Origin of the sequence: Caballeronia sp. LZ016 (genome assembly GCF_031450805.1) — a bacterium.
Lineage (GTDB): Bacteria > Pseudomonadota > Gammaproteobacteria > Burkholderiales > Burkholderiaceae > Caballeronia.
The window spans coordinates 460,623-479,272 of sequence record NZ_JARTVY010000004.1 but is presented as its reverse complement, the minus strand read 5'-3'; the positions used below and the strand labels follow the sequence as shown (position 1 = coordinate 479,272).

Genomic DNA, 18,650 nt, shown 5'->3' with positions numbered 1-18,650 from the left:
GTCTTTAACACACGCGATACTTAATGTCGTTCCAGCGAAATGCGATCGATTGCTGCTTCGATACTGCAGTTGATCAATTCGACGAGTATCTCCATCAACGGGTTAATGGCAAGTACAGCCGTTGATTAGCGGAAATGTCAAGGACAACGATGAATGGCAGGAAAATGGCACAAACGACAACTTCCCGCCCAAACAAGATTTTCTTGCGCCGCTCCGCATGAAAACCCTTGACGGAATTTCGCAGCGCGAATAGAGCGCGCAAGGCTCCGGTCAATTTTGCGCTCGTTTCTCAATCCTCAACGATTGCACCGCGCGATTGGTCTCCGTCGGGCGTTTGCGTCGATTCCATTGCCGCGAAGGTTTAGCACACGTTATTTGAGGCAGCGTCCGTCCACTTAGGAGGACGCATCGATACAGTCGATTTACGGAGAAGTCCGTAAAGCGTTTTCACTCTTTTTTGACAAGCGTGTGAAACGAAATGACAATTCGTAAGGCTGTGTGCGGAGCCGCACATTGTGGACTATCGTGTGTTTATAGAGTTTGGCTCCAGATGCCTACGCCAATGAAACAACGATTGCCCGGGCTGCGCGGTAAAAAAGACTGAGAGCTTGGAAATAGCCCCACAAAAACGCGTGCGAGATTAGTGATGCTAACGATCGTCATAAAGCGGGAGGCGCGCGGCAGCGAGGCGGGCATTCGTGCGAACGTGCGGTTTCAGCGAGAAGACCGGTCGTTCGTTCTCATGTTGCAAAGGGCGGGACTTTGGTTCGTTGTCGCGATGATCGCGTCACTCGCGGCTGTCCTGCCACGTTTCGCCGAGGCTGCGTCGAGCGCGGCGCAAGCATCGCCCACGGAAGCCGCGCCCGCGAGCGACGGCAAGGTTCACATCCCGTTCTCAGCGCTCGGCGCATATCGGACACTCAGTCTGCGCGGACTCGAAGACGTGCGCACGGTCAACGTAGGCGTGAGGCGCGACCGCATCGTCAAGAGCGCGCGTCTGCGGCTCGTCTATTCGTACTCGCCCGCATTGCTGTTCCCGATGTCCCATCTCAAGGTGTCGATCAACGACCAGGTCGTCGCGACGCTGCGGTTCGCACCGGAAAGCGCGGGGCGGACCGTGACGCAGGACATCGAAATCGATCCGCGCCTCATGACCGACTACAGCGCGCTGCAATTGAAGCTGATCGCGCATTATTCGATGGAGCATTGCGAGGACCCGGGCAACACCGGATTGTGGACCGATATCAGTTCGAGCAGCGAGATCGTGCTCGATGAAGTGCCGATCACGCTGCCGAACGAACTCGCGCTTCTGCCCGCTCCGTTTTTCGACGAGCACGACGTCAATCCGTTGCGCCTCACGTTCGTACTGCCATCGAACGCGAGCGATGCCAGTCTGCGCACCGCCGCGGTGATTGCTTCGTGGTTCGGGTCCCTCGCGGATTACCGCAAGGCGCGCTTTCCCGTCACGCCCGACTTGCCGAAGAACGACCACGCCGTGATCGTCGGCCGTCTCGACGACTTGCCGCCGAACGTTCGTCCCGCCGGCATCAGCGGACCGGCGCTCGTCATCGCGGAGAATCCGGCCGCGCCCGGACACAAGCTGCTGATCGTGACGGGTGCGAATGCCCAGGATGTCGACAGTGCGGCCTATGCACTGGTGCTACGCACGCCGGGCCTCTCGGGGCCGGTCACGAACATCGGCCGCCGCGATCCCGAACCGGAACGCAAGCCCTACGACGCGCCGCGCTGGACGCCGGTCGACCGCCCCGTGCGGTTCGCGGAAATCGTCAAGCGTCCTGAACAATTGCAATCGCTCGGTGGTGCGCTTGAAACCATCAGCCTGGATTTGCGCGTGCCTGTCGACTTGACGTCGTGGAACGAAGTCGGCGCGCCGCTCGATGTGCGCTACCGCTATACCGCGCCGAGCGTCCAGAACAACTCCGCGTTGTCCATCGAGATGAACAAGCAGTTGATCAAGTCGTATCGCCTGACGCCGAACGGCGAGGCGGCCGGCGCGAAGTCGTCCGGTGCACGCGGCTCGACCGCCGAGCTCGAAGTGCCGGCCTATCAGCTCGTCGGCGATAACCAGCTCGATTTCCGCTTCAATCTCGATTCCGAAAAGAGCACGCTATGCGCCAGTGCAACCGGCAATCCGGCGCGCGCGTCCATCGATCCCGATTCGACGATCGACTTCAGCCGCTTCGTGCATTACGCGTCGATGCCCAACCTCGCGTATTTCGCCAACAGCGGCTTCCCGTTTTCCCGCATGGCCGATCTGTCGCAGACGGTCGTCGTCGTGCCTGTTCACCCCGCGCCTCACGAACTCGAGACCATGCTGACGATGCTGGGCCGCATCGGCAAGTGGACCGGTTATCCGGCATTGCGCGTGCAGGTCGCGCGTCCATCGGACACCGCGCGCCTGGCCGACAAGGACGTGCTGATGATCGGCGGTTCGCCCGCGACGCCGCTTGTGAGCGCCTGGAGCGAGTCGATCCCGCTTGCCGTCGATAGCCGCGTGTCCGATGTGAAGCGCGTCGGTTTCTCGAAGGCGACATCGCCGCAAGCCGGAGCCGGCGCGCTGCGCCTGAATCCCGACGCGGCGCTGTCGGCGGTGTACGGCTTCCAGTCGCCGGTCGCGAAAGGACGCTCGGTCGTCGCGCTGGTGGCGAGCGACGCCGCCCACGCGCGCGAGCTGCTCGATGCGTTCGACGATCCGCAACTCGTCGGCCTCATTCGCGACGACGTCGCCGTGATCCAGCGCGACAGCGTCGAGAGCGCGCGCATCGGCGAACGCTATGCCGTGGGCCATGTGCCCTGGCGCGACCGGGTGCTCGGCTTCGCGTCGCGGCATCCGGTGCTGCTCGGCATCCTCGGCGTGCTGGCGGGGCTGCTGCTCGCGGTCGGCGCGTTCAACTTGCTGCAGCGCCTGGCGCAGCGTCGACAGGGATTCTGACCGATGATCCGCCTCGTGTCCGCCCTGCGTTTTCGGCTCATCATCGGCGTGGCCGGACTCTGTGTCGCGCTCGTCCTCATGCCCGCCGCGCGGGTCGAAGCGGCCGAAGGCTGCGGCCCGTGGCCCGCGTGGGAGCAGTTCAAGCGCGATTTCGTGTCCGACGATGGCCGCGTGATCGATCCGAGCGAAGCCGACCGGCGCACCGTGTCGGAGGGGCAGTCGTATGCACTCTACTTCGCGCTCGTGGCGAACGACCGCGCCGCCTTCGACCGGATCATGCACTGGACCGAGAACAATCTCGCGCAAGGCGATCTGACGGGGCATCTTCCGGCATGGCTTTGGGGCCGCGCGAGCGATGGCTCATGGAGCGTGCTCGATTCGAATCCCGCCTCGGACGCGGATTTGTGGATCGCCTATGCGCTGCTCGAAGCCGGCGTGCTGTGGGGCGAGCGCACTTATTCGCTGCGCGGCGCGCGCCTCGCAGCCCGCGTGCTGGATGACGAGACGTTCCCCGTCGCGGGCGTGGGGCGGTTTCTGATGCCGGGCACGGTCGGCTTTCATCCGTCAGAGAACACGTGGATCGTCAATCCGAGCTATGCGCCTTTGCAGGTGCTGCGCGCACTGGCGACGCGTTTCCCGGCGGAGCGACGCTGGCAGCAGCTCGTCGATGGCAGCGCCGTCATGCTGAGGGACTCCGCCCCGCGCGGCCTCGCGCCGGACTGGGCGACGTATCGCGTGGGCCATGCCTTCGACCGCGAGGCGAGCGCAACGGACGATACGACCGGGTCCTACAACGCGATCCGCGTCTACCTGTGGGCCGGCATGCTCGATGGCGGCGATCCGCACGGCGCGGCCTTGCGCCGGCATCTCGTGCCGTTCGCGGACTTCATCGCGGCGCGCGGCGCGCCTCCCGAGAAGGTCGATGCCGCGACCGGCGCCGCCGCAGCCAACGACGGCAACGCGGGCTTCTCGGCGTCGGCGGTGCCGTTTCTCGTGTCGCTCGGAGAACGGGCGCTGGCGTCGGGACAGGCTGCGCGCGTCGCACGACTCAACGCGGACAGCGCGCCGGGCTACTACACGAGCGTGCTGTCGCTATTCGGCATCGGCTGGTACGAGGGACGCTATCGCTTCGCCGCCGACGGCACGCTCAGTCCCGCATGGAGCGCCACATGCACGCCTCGATGAGACAGGGCGCCTTCGGGGGCGCGGTCGCGGCGTTGCTGCTCGCACCGGGCGCGGGGCGGGCGTCGGGCGCATCGCCGCCTGGCGCGTTGCCCGAGGATGCCGGGCGCTTCTACGACATGTCGCGGATGTGGGCGGCGAAACATCGCGACGACCTCGCGCTGTCGCAGCTCCAGAAGGCGCTGCTGATCGCCCCGGACGATCCGATGCTGCTCGCCGAACAGATCCGCATTCTGTTGAGGCTGGGGCAGCCGGAACCGGCGAAGGCCATTCTCGACGGCATGCGCAAACGTTCGCCCGATGCCGTGGAGACGCGCTGCATCGAAGAGGAATACCGCGTCGCGACGACCGGCCGGCAGGAGATGGCCGGCATCCGCCTGCTTGCGCGCAGTGGCCGCGCCGACGAAGCGCTGCGCCGCCTGAAGGCGTTCTTTCCGAACGGCGCGCCGTGCGGCCCGCTCGGCGCGGAGTACAACAAGATTCTCGGCGCAACCGATGCCGGCCGCCCGCAGGCGGTGACTGCGCTGCGCCGCGCGCTCGCCGCGAATCCCGACGATGTCGATGCCGCGCTCGTGCTTTCCGTCCTGCTCAACGAACGCGCGACGCGCCCCGAAGCTGAACGCATCGCACATGCGCTCGTCGGTCGCGACGACGTGAGCCGCGAAGTATCGCTCGATGTCTGGCGGCGCGTGCTGAAGGCGGGATCGGACGAGCCGGTGTTCCTGCCGTCGCTGCGCGCCTATGTCGAGATGGTCCCCGACGACGATCAGATGCGCGAGCGCCTCGCCGGACTCGAAACGGCCGTCGATGCCCAGCAGCGCCTCGAACGCGATCCCGCGTACATCGCGCGGCAGCATGGACTCGCGGCGCTCGCGCAGGGCGATCTCGCGCGCGCGGAGCCGCTGCTCGTGCGCGCGGCGGCGGCCCGCCCGGACGATCCCGACGCCGTCGGCGGACTCGGGCTGCTGCGCCTTCGCACAGGCGATCAGGACGCCGCGCACGCGCTTTTCATGCGCGCGGCGGAGCATGCGCCGGACAACCGCAGCAAATGGGTCGGTCTCGCGCGCACGACCGAACTCTGGAGCGCGCTCGCCAAAAGCCGCGAGGCGCTGGCGAGCGGCCGTCCCGCCGATGCCGAACGCGCCGCGCGTGCGGCTCTGCGCATCCAGCCGAAGAACGACGACGCGCGCCTCTTGCTCGCGAACGCGCTCGTCGCCCAGCAGCGATGGACTGACGCAGAACCGTTGCTGCGCGGTCTGCTCGCGGCGCGCAAGCCGAATCTGGACGCGGTCGCGCCGCTGCGCGTCGTGTACGAGCGCACCGGGCGCACCGCCGAGCTGGAGAGTCTCTTCGATTCGCTGCAGCGCCGCGTCGCGTCGCCGAAGGAGAAGCAGGAGATCGCACAGATGCGCGCGGAACTGCTCGTCAAGCAGGCCGAGCGATTCCACGCCGACGGCCGCGACGGTCCTGCCGCCGATCACTACGAAGCCGCGCTGAAGCTCAATCCCGACGCCGCGTGGACGCGCTTCGCGCTGGCGCGGCTGTATCGCGATCTGGGATCGCCCGAGCTCGGACGCCGCGTGATGGAGGACGGGCTCGCGGCCAGTCAGGCGCCGTCGATGCGCTATGCCGCCGCGCTCTACGACAATTCGCTCGACGATGTCCGCAGCGCGAAGGCGCTGATCGCCCCCTTGCCCGAGAGCGAGCGCACCGACGGCATGCGCGAACTGGTCCGCAAGCTCGACGTGCACGAGGCGCTCGAAACGTCGCGCGAGGCGGCATCGCACGGAGAACGCGAACGCGCCGCCGCCGCGCTGAAGGAAGCGCGCGACAAGGCGGGCGACGATCCGTATCTGCTCGCCTCGGTCGGCGCGGCGTATATCGACCAGGGCGAGCCGGACCGGGGCGTCGTGTTGCTGCGCGACTGGATCGACGCGCACCCGGACGCCGCCGACGCCGACATCCGCCTGCGCTACGGCGATCTCCTCAGCAGCTCGCACCGCGACCGCGAATTGCAGGCCTGGCACTATGCGTTGCGAGAGCGCGGCGGGCTCAACAAGCGCCAGTTCGCGCGTCTGGAAGATCAGGCGTTGCGGCTCGCGCTGCGTCAGACCGACGAAGCGCTGGAAAACGACGACTTCGAGCGCGCGCGCAAGGTGCTCGCTTCGGTGAGCCCGGCCGGGCGCGCGGACCGGCGCTACACGCTGGAACTCGCGGAGGTCGAGCGCAGGCAGGGCAACTTCGCGGTGGCGCGCGAGCAGCTCGAACCGGTGCTCGCGAAAGCGCCCGACGATACCGAAGCGCAACTCGCGCTCGCGCGCGTGCTGGAAGACAGCGGCGAACGCGCCGAAGCGCTGACCGTGACGCGCCGCGTGCTGTCCCAGGCCCCGCACGATGACGTCGATACGCGGCTCGGCGCGGTGCGGCGGCTCGCATCGTTACAGGAGACGGACGAAGCGCGCGCGATCACGGCGGGCTTGCGGCAGGAGTATCCGCAGCGGCCCGACGTGACGGTGCAGGCCGGGCGGCTGGCGCAGCGCGCGTATCAGTTCGACGAAGCGGCGTCGCTCTACAAGACGGCGATCGCTCAGGAAACGGCGACCGGCCTTGCCGCCGATCGCGGCACGTCGCCCGCGCAGCGCGCCCTCGATCAGCTCGAAGCGCGCCGCGAACCCGACGTGGAAGCGGGCTTCCTGCTCGCCTACAAATCGGGCGATGCCGGCATTTCCAACTATCACGCGCAGCAGGTGCCGGTGTACGGGCAGGTGCCGATCGGCTATGCGGGGCATCTGTTCGCGCACGTCGACACCGTGCATCTCGATGCGGGCACGCTCCAGAATCCCGACATCGACAGCTATACGCGCAACACCTTCGGCACCTTCGCGGCGCGCTCGGCCGGCACGCCGCTCGTGGCGTCGGTGCATCAGCGGGCGTTCGGCGTGGCGATCGGGGCCGGCTATCAATCCGATGCGTGGCGCTTCGATCTCGGCACGACGCCGCTCGGCTTTCCGGTGCAGTACGTCGTCGCGGGTCTCCGGTATCGCTTCGAGACCGACAAGGCGAGCGTCACGGTCAGCGCGTCGCGGCGGCCGGAGACGGGCAGCGAGCTGTCGTACGCGGGCGCGCGCGATCCGGTGACGGGCGTCGTGTGGGGCGGCGTGCGGCGCGACGGCATCGACGTGCGCGGCTCGGTCGATATCGGCAAGGTCAATGTGTTCGCGAGCATCGGCGGCGGCGTGCTGACCGGGCACAACGTCAAGACCAATCAGGAAGTGACGGCGCGCGCCGGCTTCGCAGTGCCGGTCTACGAGCGCCCGGACATGCGCGTGTCGACCGGGCTCGTCGGCAATGCGTGGCACTACACGAACAACCTGCGCTTCTATACCTACGGACAGGGCGGCTATTACAGCCCGCAGCGGTATCTCGCGCTCGGCGTGCCTGTCGAGTGGACGGGACGGCGCAATGCGTTCACCTGGGATGTCGAGGCGGTCGTCGGCATGTCGTGGACTTACGAACGCGATTCGCCGTATTTTCCGATCGGCCTGCCCGCGTCGGCGAACGTGCAGGGCGGCGGCAACAACGTGTTCAGGGGCGGCTCGGGCGGCGGCTTCTCATACGCGTTTCGCGGCGTGCTCGAGTATCGGTTCAATCCGAAGCTGGTCGCGGGCGTGCGCCTTTCGATCGAACATTCTCACGACTACATGCCGAGCGCGGGCATGGTCTACGTGCGATACGACTTCGATGCCCGCAAGCGCGACACCGGCATGCAGACGCGGCCCGTCCGTCTTTATTCGAGCTACTAACGATAACTTCTACAAAACTGGGAGAAACCATGAACGACGCGACCTGTGCCAGTTACAGCCGGGCGACGAAGCGGCCGGCGGGATGGCTCGCCGGGCTGCGCGCCACGGTGCGACGCCTGCCGCGCGCGGGGTCCACGCAACGGCTCGTCATCGACGGCCTGCCGGAGAAATGGTCGACGCTCGCACGCGGCGCGGTGCACGGCATCTACACGACGCCCGGCACGCGCGCCTGCGATGCGCTCATCTGGAACACGGCGCGCAAGGCCGGTGCGGAACACGTGACGGTCGTGCGCGCGCTGGCCGGCGAAGAGATCGCCGCGCAACTGCGCGCGCGCGGCCTGTCCGCCGACGAACGCGCGCCGGGCTGGCCGCGTCATCTCAACGTGCTCGCGATGCCCCCGGACGGCGCCGCAACGCCGCTGCGCGCAGCCCTGCGTGCGCTGTGCAAGCGCGGCCTGCGCTCGCATTCGCTGTCGATCATCGAAGGCGCGGAGCGCTGGTTCAGCTGGGACGATCCCGCCGCGCTCGGCCGCGAGGGTGAATTTCTTGCGCGCTGGTGCGCGAAGCGCGCGGTCTCGATGATCCTCGTGTTCCGCGCGGAGCCGCCGGCGCGCGCGTATGCGAGCTCCGAGACGCTTCATGTGCGTTTTGCGGGCGTCGCGCGGATGGGCGAGCTGGCGGGCGAGTTGCGCTGGCACGTCGACTTCTGGCGCACCGGGCAGACGCTCGTCGCGAACGAGACCTGCGCGCTGCGGCTGAACGCGGCCGGCGCGCTCGTCGCGGAGCCGGAGTCGCCGTCGCATGGACGCATTCCGTCGAAGCCCTTCATCGACGACGAACACCGCGTCGTCATCCCGCGTGCGCTCGTGAACCCGGACGCGTGGTTTCCCGGCGACTGGGAGCTGCACGCGGACAATGCCTCGGTATTCGCGGCGTGCGGCGAGGCGCGGGCCGCATCGGTCTTCTTCACGCTCGACGCGCAGACATCGCTCGCGGAGCTATGCACGATGATCCACGCGCGGCGCTTGCAATGCGGCGGGGCGCTCAAGATCGCGGTCGTGGAACGCAGCGACGCCATCGCCCTGAATCACGAGCTTCTGCTGCTGCGCGTCGGCGCCGACGCGGTGCTGGCCGATCGCGATCTTTCCATCTCGCGATTGCTGTGCGCGCTGCGCTCGCTGCAGGGCCACGTCCACACGGGCGCGACCGTCGACGATCCCGCCGCCGCGTTCGCCGCCGCGCAGCCGGACGGCATCGCCGGTTATGCGCCGCTCGCGCGCTTCTGCGATCGCGTCGCCGCGGCGTTGCAACGAAGCGCGCCGCTCGCGCTGCCGCATGTGCTCGTCGAATTGACGCTCGGCCCCGACGTGTCGCATCTGGACGCGCTATGCGCGACGCTGTCGCGTCAGCCGGGGCGGCTCGCCACCGTCGACGCCACGCGCGTCTATCTGTTCCTCTTCGCGTGCGAGCCGCCCGACGCGCAGGAACGTCTCGCGCAAATGCTCGGCACGTCGGGCGCCGGTTTCTTCGCGGAACGCAGGCTGTACGCGGGCAGCGGCATCGCGCAGCAACTGGACGCGATGCGCGAACGCGCCCGCCGCGTCCATGCGCCCGATTACAGCGACGTGCTGCCGATCGCGCCGGCACCGATGCCGCGCGCGGCGGCCGGCGGCGGGACGCCGTCGCGGGTGCTGCACTGGGCTCCCGTCGCCGGCGCGGCGATGCCCGAGCGCGAGTTGCGCGAACCCCGGCGCGCGGAGCGCTGCACGCTGCCGATCCGTCGAGAGGTGGACGCATGATGACGATGCTCCTTGCGTGCGTCGGCGCGGGCGTCGCCATCGCGATACCGCTGTGTGTCATCGGGCATCGAAGGCGGGCCCGCAGCGAAGCGCTGCCCGAATTGCGGCTCGAACGCGTCGTCAGCGACACGCGGCTCGTGCGGGCCGAGGGCGGCCCAAGCACCGCGCCCGACGGGAACGGCCGATGACCGTGATCGCAGTGGTATCGACGGCGGGCGGGGCGGGGCGCACCACGATCTGCAGCGCGCTCGCGGTGCTGCTCGCGCGGCGGGCGCGTCAGGTCTTCGCGATCGAGCTGGATGCGCAGAACATTCTCGGCGCGTATCTGGGCCTCGAGGCGCTCGCGCCGCGCGGACTCGTTCACGCGCTGCTCGACAGCAGCAGCGACTGGCACGCCGAGTCGTTTCGCAACGACGACGGCGTCATGTTCGTGCCCTACGGCGCGCTCGACCCGGACGAGATAGCGCCGAGCGAAGCCGCGTTCGCCGCGCTGCCCGGCTGGCTCGCGGGCGCGCTCGGCGACATCGACCAGCGGCCGGATGCGGCGGTGCTGATCGATGCGGCGCGTTATCCGTCGCAGCAGGCCGAAGCGGCGATGCGCGCCGCCGATCTCGTGCTGTGCGTGACGACGCCGGAGCCGGCGGGATGCGTGTCGCTGGCGTCGTCGATTGACCGGATGCGGCGGGGCGGCGCGGCGTTCTTCATCGTCGTGAACCAGTTGCATCCGACGCACGAGATGCACCGCGATGCGCTGGCGTTGCTGCGCGCGCGCGTCGGCGACGGGGTGATCCTGCCGCAGCGGCTGCACCGGGATGCGGCGCTGCCCGACGCGTTCGCGCGCGGCGTGTGGGTTTTCGACGCCGCGCCGCATGCGCAGATTTCTCACGACCTGCACGGCCTGGCCCGCTGGCTCGACGGCTGGCTGTCCGCGCACGGCGAAACGGCTTGATACGACATGCAGCCAATCGACGACGCCCGCCCATCGCTACGTTCGAGACTCGCGAACTGGCTCGCGCCGCGCCTGGGTCTCGCCGATACCCGCACGCCCGCCGACTGGTTCGTGCGGCTGTTGTTTCATGCGCCGCGCCCCGGCCGCCGCGACGTGCCGCAGCTCGTGATCGCTGCGTTCGTCGCGCGGCTCGCAAGCGAATGGCGGATCGCCGCGCGTGCGCCGCTCTCCGTGTGGCTGTGGCGCGCGTTCGTGAAGCCCGCACGCGCGGGCGGCGTGGCGGCGTCGGTTAGGGCGGGCATGGCGGGAGCGGCGCTCGTGGGGAGAAGGGCGGCCGGCTTCGTGCATCGACAGCAGCGCAGCTTCGATGCCGCCATCGCGCGGCTGCCGTGGGCGCCGCTATCGTCGGCGCTGGAAGGCGCGAGCCGGGTCGCGGGCCGCGGGCGGCTCATGCTGCCCGTCGTCGTGCTGACAGGCGGCGCGCTCTTCGCGCTCGCGAGCACCGCGCCGCTCTCGACCACCGCGCAGTTGCAATTCGGCGCGGTGTCGCTCGCGGCGTCGCTGCTGATCCGGCGCATGCCCGGCCGGCTGCCGCTTCTGCTGCTGTCGTCGCTCGCGCTGCTGATGACCGCGCGCTATGCGTACTGGCGCGCCACCGCGACGCTCGATTTCCGCTCGCCCGGCGATACGCTCGTCGGCTACGCGCTCTTCGGCGCCGAAGCGTACACGTGGATGATCCAGTTGTTCGGCTTCATCCAGACGGCCTGGCCGCTCAAACGCCCGATCGTCCCGATGCCGCCCGATCCGGCGACGTGGCCGACCGTCGATGTCTATATCCCGACGTACAACGAGCCGCTCTCGGTGGTGCGTCCGACGGTGTTCGCTGCGCAAGGCATCGACTGGCCGGCGGACAAGCTGCGCATCTATCTGCTCGACGATGGCCGCCGCCCCGAGTTCCGCGCATTCGCGGAAGCGGCGGGCATCGAGTATCTCGTGCGCGACGACAATCGCCACGCGAAGGCCGGCAACATCAATCGCGCGCTCGCGCGCACGCACGGCGAGTACATCGCCATTTTCGACTGCGATCACGTGCCCGCGCGCTCGTTCCTGCAAACGACGATGGGCACCTTCCTGCGCGAGCCGAAATGCGCGATGGTGCAGACGCCGCATCACTTCTTCTCGCCCGATCCGTTCGAGCGCAATCTCGCGACGTTTCATCGCGTGCCGAACGAGGGCTATCTGTTCTATGGACTCGTGCAGGCGGGCAACGATCTCTGGAATGCGTCTTTCTTCTGCGGCTCGTGCGCGATCATCAAGCGGGCGCCGCTCGAAGAAGTGGGCGGGATCGCGGTCGAAACCGTGACCGAGGATGCGCATACGGCGCTCAAGCTGCATCGCCGCGGCTACACGACGGCCTATCTGCCGACCGTGCAGGCGGCCGGTCTCGCCACTGAAAGTCTCGCGAGCCACATCAAGCAGCGCACGCGATGGGCGCGTGGCATGGCGCAGATCTTCCGCATCGACAACCCGTTCCTTGGGCGCGGCCTGAACTTCTTTCAGCGCCTGTGCTACGGCAACGCGATGCTGCATTTCTTTTACGGCATCCCGCGCCTCGTCTTTCTGACGATGCCGATGGCCTATCTCTTCTTTCACATGCATTTCATCCACGCGCCCGCGCCGGCGATCGTCGCTTATGTGCTGCCGTACATCGCGCTGGCGAACGTCGCGAATTCGCGGTTGCAGGGCGGCTTCCGGCATTCGTTCTGGGCCGAAGTGTACGAGTCGGTGCTGGCGTGGTACGTCGCGCTGCCGACGACCATCGCCGTGCTCAGTCCGAAGCACGGCAAGTTCAACGTGACCGACAAGGGCGGACGGATCGATCAGGGGTATTTCGACTGGTCGGTGTCGCGGCCGTACATCCTGCTCGTCGCGCTGAATGCGCTGGCGCTCGCCGTCGGCTGCTACTCGCTCGTCGCGGGCGATCCGTACGAAGTGCCGACCGTGCTGATGAACATGCTATGGACCACCTACAACCTCGTGCTGCTCGGCGGCGCGCTGTGCGTGGCGCGCGAGGCCAGGCAGACGCGTGCGGATCAGCGTATCGCGATGCGCCTGCCCGCGACGCTCGTGCTCGCGGATGGACGCTCCATCGCCTGCACGACCCGCGACTGCTCGATGGGCGGCTTCGGCCTCACGCTGCCCGAGGGGCAGCGTTTCGCCCCGGACGAGTCGATGTCGGTGTGCGTGAGGCGTCCCGGGCAGGAGTTCAGCTTTCCGGTGCGCTCGGTCTGGCAATCGGGCACGCAGCTCGGCGTGAAGCTGGAACGACTCGATCTCGAAGCGGAGCGGCGGCTCGTGCAGATGACCATCGGCCGCGCGGACGCGTGGATCAAATGGCACGACACCGAGCTCGCCGACAGGCCGTTGCGCGGACTGCGCGATGTCGTCGGCGTCGGCGTGCGCGGCTACGGGCGGCTCGGACGCGATGCGGTGCGCGCAACGCGGGCGTGGGTCGCGGCGGCAAGGGCACGTTCATGAGCACGGCCACGACATCGACCGGAGCATGAAGCAATGGCGTTCTGGAATCTCTACTTCATCCTCAAGCTGTATCTATGGGCGACCGGCCATCTGACGCCGATCTGGTCCGCGAATATCGCGTTTGCGCTGGCGCTCGGCGCGACGTCGTTGTGGCGCGCGCGGCTCGCGCGCATCGCACGGTTTCTCGCGGCCCTCGCGATCGCGCTGCCGCTGCTGTACACCGAGGCGAAAGTGCCGCCGTTCTCGCGCCTTGTCAGCGAACTCGGCGCCATGCTGCACTTCAGCGCGGGTTACTGGCTCGAACTGGCGCAGCGCTTCGTGCCGCCGGCGCTGCTCGTGGCGGGCGTGGGCGCGGTCGCCGTGTACGTCGTGGTGAACCGCTGGGTGCGCGTGTCGACGCTCGTCATCGCGGCGCTCATCACCGCGCCGGTCTATGAACTCGGCCGCGCGATCCAGTTGCCCGGCACGGCGGGCGCGCCTGCCGGGACGTCACCGCAGGCGCTTTCCCAGGCGATGCGCGCGGGCAATGCAGCGGGCCAGGCGGGCGCGGCGGGCCACGAGACCGAACTTACGGCGTTCCGCACGGAAGAGGCGAAGCGCCGCGTGAGCTTCTCGCATCTCACGAACGATGCCAGCGCGCAGTTCGACATCATCGTGCTGCACGTGTGCTCGCTGTCGTGGAACGATCTCGATGTATCGAAAGCGCGAGATCATCCGATGCTCAGTCACTTCGACTACGTGTTCACCAATTTCAGCACGGCGGCGAGCTACAGCGGCCCGGCGGCCGTCCGCGTGCTGCGCGCCGCCTGCGGGCAGGAGCCGCACAAGAAGCTGTACGAACCCGCCGATGCCGACTGCTACCTGATGAGCGCGCTGGCTCGCGCGGGCTACACGCCGCAAGTGCTGCTCAATCACGACGGCCATTTCGGCGACTTCGGGCAGACGGTCGCGCGCAACATCGGCGCACCGAACGTGCCGTTCGTGCCGAACGCTGCCGCGCCGGTCCAGATGCGCTCCTTCGACGATTCGCCCATCCGCGAGGACTACGGCGCGCTTGCCGGCTGGTACGCGCAGCGCGCGCAGGTGCAGGGGCCGGTCGCGCTTTACTACAACACGATCAGCCTGCACGACGGCAACCGGCTGCCGGGCGTCGCGGGCACGAGCCTGCAGACGTATCCGCGCCGCGTGCAGAAGCTGATGACCGATTTCGACCGCTTCGCCGATCTCGTCGCGAGTTCCGGGCGGCGCGCCGCGATCATCTTCGTGCCGGAGCACGGCGCGGCGCTCGCCGGCGACAAGGACCAGATCGCGGGCCTGCGCGAAGTGCCGACGCCGCATATCGTGCACGCGCCGGTGGGCATCCGCCTCGTCGGATTCAGCGGGACGCATCCGGCGGCGACGGTCATCACGCAGCCGTCGAGCTTTCTCGCGCTTGCGCAACTGCTGTCGAATCTGGTCGCGCGCAGCCCGTTCCAGCCGGGCGCGGCCCTTCCCGAGTACGCCGCCAATCTGCCGCGCACGCGGATGATCGGAGAAAACGAGCAGACGGTCACGATCGGCACGGCGGAAGGCTTCTCGGTTCGCACGCCGGATGGCGTATGGGTGGATCAGCAATGAACGATACTTCGAACGAGCGCGACGACTGGCCGGAGAACGACGTCAGCGGTCTCGCCGAACGGCTGCCGGGCCTCGATCCGCAGACGTACTACGATGACGAAGCAGCGCGCGCGTACGACGCCGCGTTGCGCCGCTGCCCCGCGCTCGCGCGGCTGCTCGGACTTCCCCCGCCCGCAACCGGGCACGACCCGATTTCCTGACGGTGAACGCGATGGCCGCCACGACCCGAAGACAGTTTCTGCGTACGATGTCCGCGTGCGCGGGCGCATTGCTTGCACCGCCCGCGCCGCCGATTCGCGCAGCGCTCACGCTGCCCGCGACCGGCCACACCGGCACGATCAAGGACGTGGGGCACGTGGTGATCCTGATGCAGGAGAACCGCTCGTTCGATCATTACTTCGGCACCCTCGGCGGCGTGCGCGGCTTCGAGGACCCGCGCCCGCTCGTCCTCGCGAACGGACGGCCGGTGTGGTATCAGCCGGGCGCGTCGGTTTTCACGAGCGAGTATCGCAGCCGCGGCCTGCCGAACGACGCGCCGTATGTGCTGCCGTTTCATCTGGATTCCAAAGCGACGACCGAGTTCACGCCCGGCACGGATCACAGCTGGAGCACGGGGCACCTCGCGTGGAACGAGGGCCGCTACGACGCGTGGGTGAACCACAAGCAGGACCCGCTGACGATGGCCTTTCTGCGCCGCGCGGACCTTGCCTATCACTACGCGCTCGCGGACGCCTTTACTCTCTGCGACGCCTATTTCTGCTCCGTTCACGCCGATACCGCCCCGAACCGCCTCATGTTGTTCAGCGGCACGATGGACACGCGCAACCGGCTCGGACCGCTGCGCACCGGCCCGGGCTTCAGCGAACGCGACGCGACCGATCCGTACAGCTGGACGACGTATCCCGAGCGGCTGGAAGCGGCGGGCATCGAGTGGAAGGTGTATCAGGGCGGCACGGGCCTGCCCGGCGACGCCACCGACAACTACACGAATAATTCGCTGGAGTTTTTTCAGCGCTTTCAGGCCGCGCACAATGCGCCGGCGTCGCTCGTGCAGAAGGGCGTATCGCAGCACACGCTGCTCGAATTCCAGCGCGATGTCGACGAGAATCGCCTGCCTGCGGTGTCGTGGGTGATCGCGCCGAAGATGTATTGCGAGCATCCGAACGGCTGTCCCGCCGATGGCGCGTTCTATATCAACCGCATTCTCGAAGCGCTGACGTCCAATCCGACGGTGTGGGGCCGCACGGTTCTTTTCATCAACTACGACGAGAACGACGGCTTTTTCGATCACGTCGTTCCCCCGATGCCGCCGCAGACGAGCACGCAGGGTAACGCGGGCCTGGTGTCGCGCAAGCTCGTCGACAGTCTGGGCGATGAATTCGTCGATCTCGATGAATATCCGCGCCACAAGCGGCCGCTGATTCCGAACGCGGACCCGGGCGGGCGGCAACCGATCGGCCTTGGACCGCGCGTGCCGATGATCGTCGTATCGCCGTGGACGAAGGGCGGGTGGGTGTGCTCGCAGGTCTTCGATCACACATCGGTGCTGCAGTTTCTCGAGGCGCGTTTCGGCGTGGCGGAGCCGAACATCAGCGCGTGGCGCCGCGCGGTGTGCGGCGATCTGACTTCGGCGTTCGATTTCACCGTGAAGCCGGATGCGGCGAGCGGGCCGATCGGGCCGGTGGCGCGTGTCGGATCGAGAGGCGCGGCGATCGCGATACCCGATCCGCAGGCGATGCCCAGTTGCGAGCGCAACGCGCGGCGCGCGCGTGCGTTGCCGTATGCGCTTGCGATGAGCGGCCGCATCGCCGATGACTTGTTTCTCATCGACTTTCGCAATAGCAGCCGCGTGGGCGTGGCGTTCTATATCTACGACCGCGTGCGTGCCCGGAACGCGCCGCGCCGCTACACGATGGCCGCCGGCGATGCGTTCTCCGACTTCTGGCCGCTGCGCGATTCTCAGGGCCGCTATGACCTGTCGGTGTACGGGCCGAATGGGAGTCTCTTCGAGTTCAGTGGTTCTGCCGAGGGCAATGCGTTGCCGGAGGTTCAGCTTTCGGTCGATGCGGGCGCTTTGCTCGCGACGCTGCGCGTGACGAATCGTGGGCGGGCCGCGTGCCGGCTACGCGTGGCGAATGCGTATGACAGTGCGCCGGCGCGCGAGATCAGCGTGAGTCCGGGCGAGACGCTGCAGGATCGATGGGATGTGTCGGGAAGATCGGGCTGGTATGACCTGAGGGTGTCGTCGATCGATTTCGAAGGGTTTGCACGGCGCTTTGCGGGGCATGTGGAGACGGGGGCGCCGTCGATGAGTGATCCGGGGCCGGTTTAGGGTCTTGCGATGCAACGCCGATGGCGCGCGGCTACCGCGAATTAGGACTTTCCGGTTCCCCTAGCCCTTGATTCTTGACATTCTGTTGCAAGTTCAATAAGAACTTCGAAGTAATATGGCCGTTCTTCAGTTCTCTGAATGAAGTGATGGCCGATATTTTCATCAAGATCGATGGCATTTGTGGCGAATCGCAAGACGCCACTCACCGCCATGAGATAGAAGCATTTAGTTGGCATTGGACCGTGTCGCAGATTGCCAGTATGCATTCTGGCTCCGGTCGTGGCGCGGGAAAAGCGTCGATTTCAGATTTGCATTTCTCTCACGCAATCGACAGGACAAGCCCGAATCTAGCCAGTTATTGCGCGCAGGGGAGACATATCTCTCAGGTCAAGCTGACGATGCGCAAACCGGGTGGAGATCCCCTCGAATTCTATAAGATCATCATGTATGACGTGATTATTACCGACGTATCGCCTGCGGCAGGCGCCGGACAGACGATTGAACATGTGGCGCTCTCATTCGCCAGGGTAAGAAAGGAATATGTCGTTCAAAGCGAGAGGGGCGGGAGACAAGGGATAGTGACGACGATCATCGATGTTGAAAGGGAACCGCGTCGGTTAATAGTTGATTGGGCGCAGCCGAACGATGAACGATGAACGAATACGAATACCTGATCGCCGATACGACTCCGCCGAAATCCAATGTCTATCTCTACGATGGCCGAACGCTGACACCGCAGCAAATTTACGTGTGCGTGTTGATTCAAGAAACGCTCGATCACTTGGGAATTCAGGACGTAGAGGCAGTGATAGCGATCATCCTGGGGCGGCCCCTGTTGCCAACAAGAGGCAAGTTCCGGTTCGCCACCAAGGGAACCTCTCTTGCATCGGCGGTATGCCGATATCTATTCGACGTCGAGCTTCCATATCGACTTCCGACTCTCACAGGCTCAACCTTGGCGACGTTGAGATTGTCGTCTACCAGGCACCTTGGGGCATTCATAGGGCGAAAAGTGCCGTATGCAGGATGGGCTATCCTCGCTCACGATGTCATTGCCATCAACATCAAGGCGATTGCCCATTACAACCGTTTGGTTAAGCCAGAGGACCAGATCAATGACGCAACCGTCGGAAGTCTCGGCTGAATTGGAGAACTTCATACGCGCCCAGATGGGTATCCCATCGACGCGAGTAGTGAGTCCGTCGGATAGTCTCGAACGAGACCTGGGTCTGACCGGCGATGATGCCGCTTATTTCATGGAGGCCTACTTCGAGCGTTTCTCGATTAGATTAGGCGATTTCGACTTCACTCGATACTTCATGGAAGAAAGCTCGCCCGGCCCCTTCCTTCTGTTAGCAAGTCTGATGTCCAAACGGGTGCGGAGGCACTACCAACGGGAGCCTCTGACCGTTGCAATGCTTCAGCGCGCAATCGATATTGGCGCGTGGGATAGCGTGCGGGTTCGGAACTGAAAAGC

General features: G+C 66.6%; 14 protein-coding genes. 13 read left to right on the top strand and 1 reads right to left on the bottom strand.

What is annotated here, in order from left to right; translation table 11 throughout:
• Positions 1 to 20: 20 nt before the first annotated feature.
• Positions 21 to 107: a hypothetical protein gene (locus P9220_RS27105; protein WP_404980320.1), complete on the bottom strand. Its 87-nt coding sequence runs from the start codon at positions 105 to 107 to the stop codon at positions 21 to 23.
• A 671-nt stretch (positions 108 to 778) separates the two neighbouring features.
• On the opposite strand from P9220_RS27105, the gene bcsB reads away from it, so the two are divergent.
• The 13 genes from bcsB to P9220_RS22605 all read left to right on the top strand — a co-directional run bounded on the left by bcsB (position 779) and on the right by P9220_RS22605 (position 18,645).
• Entirely contained in the window at positions 779 to 2,953 is a 2,175-nt protein-coding gene (gene bcsB, locus P9220_RS22665; RefSeq protein ID WP_309767871.1) for a cellulose biosynthesis cyclic di-GMP-binding regulatory protein BcsB, read from the top strand.
• A gap of 3 nt (positions 2,954 to 2,956) precedes the next feature.
• Positions 2,957 to 4,138 (top strand): cellulose synthase complex periplasmic endoglucanase BcsZ, encoded by a 1,182-nt coding sequence (bcsZ, locus tag P9220_RS22660; RefSeq protein ID WP_309767870.1) that lies wholly within the window; start codon positions 2,957 to 2,959, stop codon positions 4,136 to 4,138.
• Complete coding sequence (locus P9220_RS22655; RefSeq protein WP_309767869.1) at positions 4,123 to 7,938, top strand: cellulose synthase subunit BcsC-related outer membrane protein; 3,816 nt, start codon at positions 4,123 to 4,125, stop codon at positions 7,936 to 7,938. Before bcsZ ends, P9220_RS22655 begins: the two co-directional genes overlap by 16 nt.
• Before the next feature lie 29 nt (positions 7,939 to 7,967).
• Complete coding sequence (locus tag P9220_RS22650) at positions 7,968 to 9,737, top strand: BcsE family c-di-GMP-binding protein (RefSeq protein ID WP_309767868.1); 1,770 nt, start codon at positions 7,968 to 7,970, stop codon at positions 9,735 to 9,737.
• Positions 9,734 to 9,925, top strand: a complete 192-nt coding sequence (locus P9220_RS22645; protein WP_309767867.1) for a hypothetical protein — start codon at positions 9,734 to 9,736, stop codon at positions 9,923 to 9,925. Before P9220_RS22650 ends, P9220_RS22645 begins: the two co-directional genes overlap by 4 nt.
• Positions 9,922 to 10,686 (top strand): cellulose biosynthesis protein BcsQ, encoded by a 765-nt coding sequence (gene bcsQ / locus P9220_RS22640; RefSeq protein WP_309767866.1) that lies wholly within the window; start codon positions 9,922 to 9,924, stop codon positions 10,684 to 10,686. The genes P9220_RS22645 and bcsQ overlap by 4 nt, the downstream gene beginning before the upstream one ends.
• A 6-nt stretch (positions 10,687 to 10,692) precedes the next feature.
• The gene (gene bcsA, locus P9220_RS22635; protein ID WP_309767865.1) at positions 10,693 to 13,224 is read left to right on the top strand and encodes a UDP-forming cellulose synthase catalytic subunit; all 2,532 of its coding nucleotides are present in this window, start codon (positions 10,693 to 10,695) and stop codon (positions 13,222 to 13,224) included.
• A gap of 33 nt (positions 13,225 to 13,257) precedes the next feature.
• The gene (gene bcsG, locus P9220_RS22630) at positions 13,258 to 14,841 is read left to right on the top strand and encodes a cellulose biosynthesis protein BcsG (RefSeq protein ID WP_309767864.1); all 1,584 of its coding nucleotides are present in this window, start codon (positions 13,258 to 13,260) and stop codon (positions 14,839 to 14,841) included.
• Positions 14,838 to 15,041 carry a hypothetical protein gene (locus P9220_RS22625; RefSeq protein ID WP_309767863.1) on the top strand — a complete coding sequence of 68 codons (204 nt, stop codon included), beginning with the start codon at positions 14,838 to 14,840 and terminating at the stop codon, positions 15,039 to 15,041. Before bcsG ends, P9220_RS22625 begins: the two co-directional genes overlap by 4 nt.
• An 11-nt stretch (positions 15,042 to 15,052) precedes the next feature.
• Positions 15,053 to 17,173: a phosphocholine-specific phospholipase C gene (locus tag P9220_RS22620; protein ID WP_309767862.1), complete on the top strand. Its 2,121-nt coding sequence runs from the start codon at positions 15,053 to 15,055 to the stop codon at positions 17,171 to 17,173.
• A 146-nt stretch (positions 17,174 to 17,319) separates the two neighbouring features.
• Complete coding sequence (locus tag P9220_RS22615; protein ID WP_404980308.1) at positions 17,320 to 17,829, top strand: Hcp family type VI secretion system effector; 510 nt, start codon at positions 17,320 to 17,322, stop codon at positions 17,827 to 17,829.
• A complete protein-coding gene (locus P9220_RS22610; protein WP_309768263.1) occupies positions 17,826 to 18,317 on the top strand; it encodes an STM2901 family protein in 492 nt (163 codons plus the stop codon). Before P9220_RS22615 ends, P9220_RS22610 begins: the two co-directional genes overlap by 4 nt.
• Positions 18,220 to 18,645: a DUF1493 family protein gene (locus tag P9220_RS22605; RefSeq protein WP_309768249.1), complete on the top strand. Its 426-nt coding sequence runs from the start codon at positions 18,220 to 18,222 to the stop codon at positions 18,643 to 18,645. Before P9220_RS22610 ends, P9220_RS22605 begins: the two co-directional genes overlap by 98 nt.
• Positions 18,646 to 18,650: the final 5 nt, after the last annotated feature.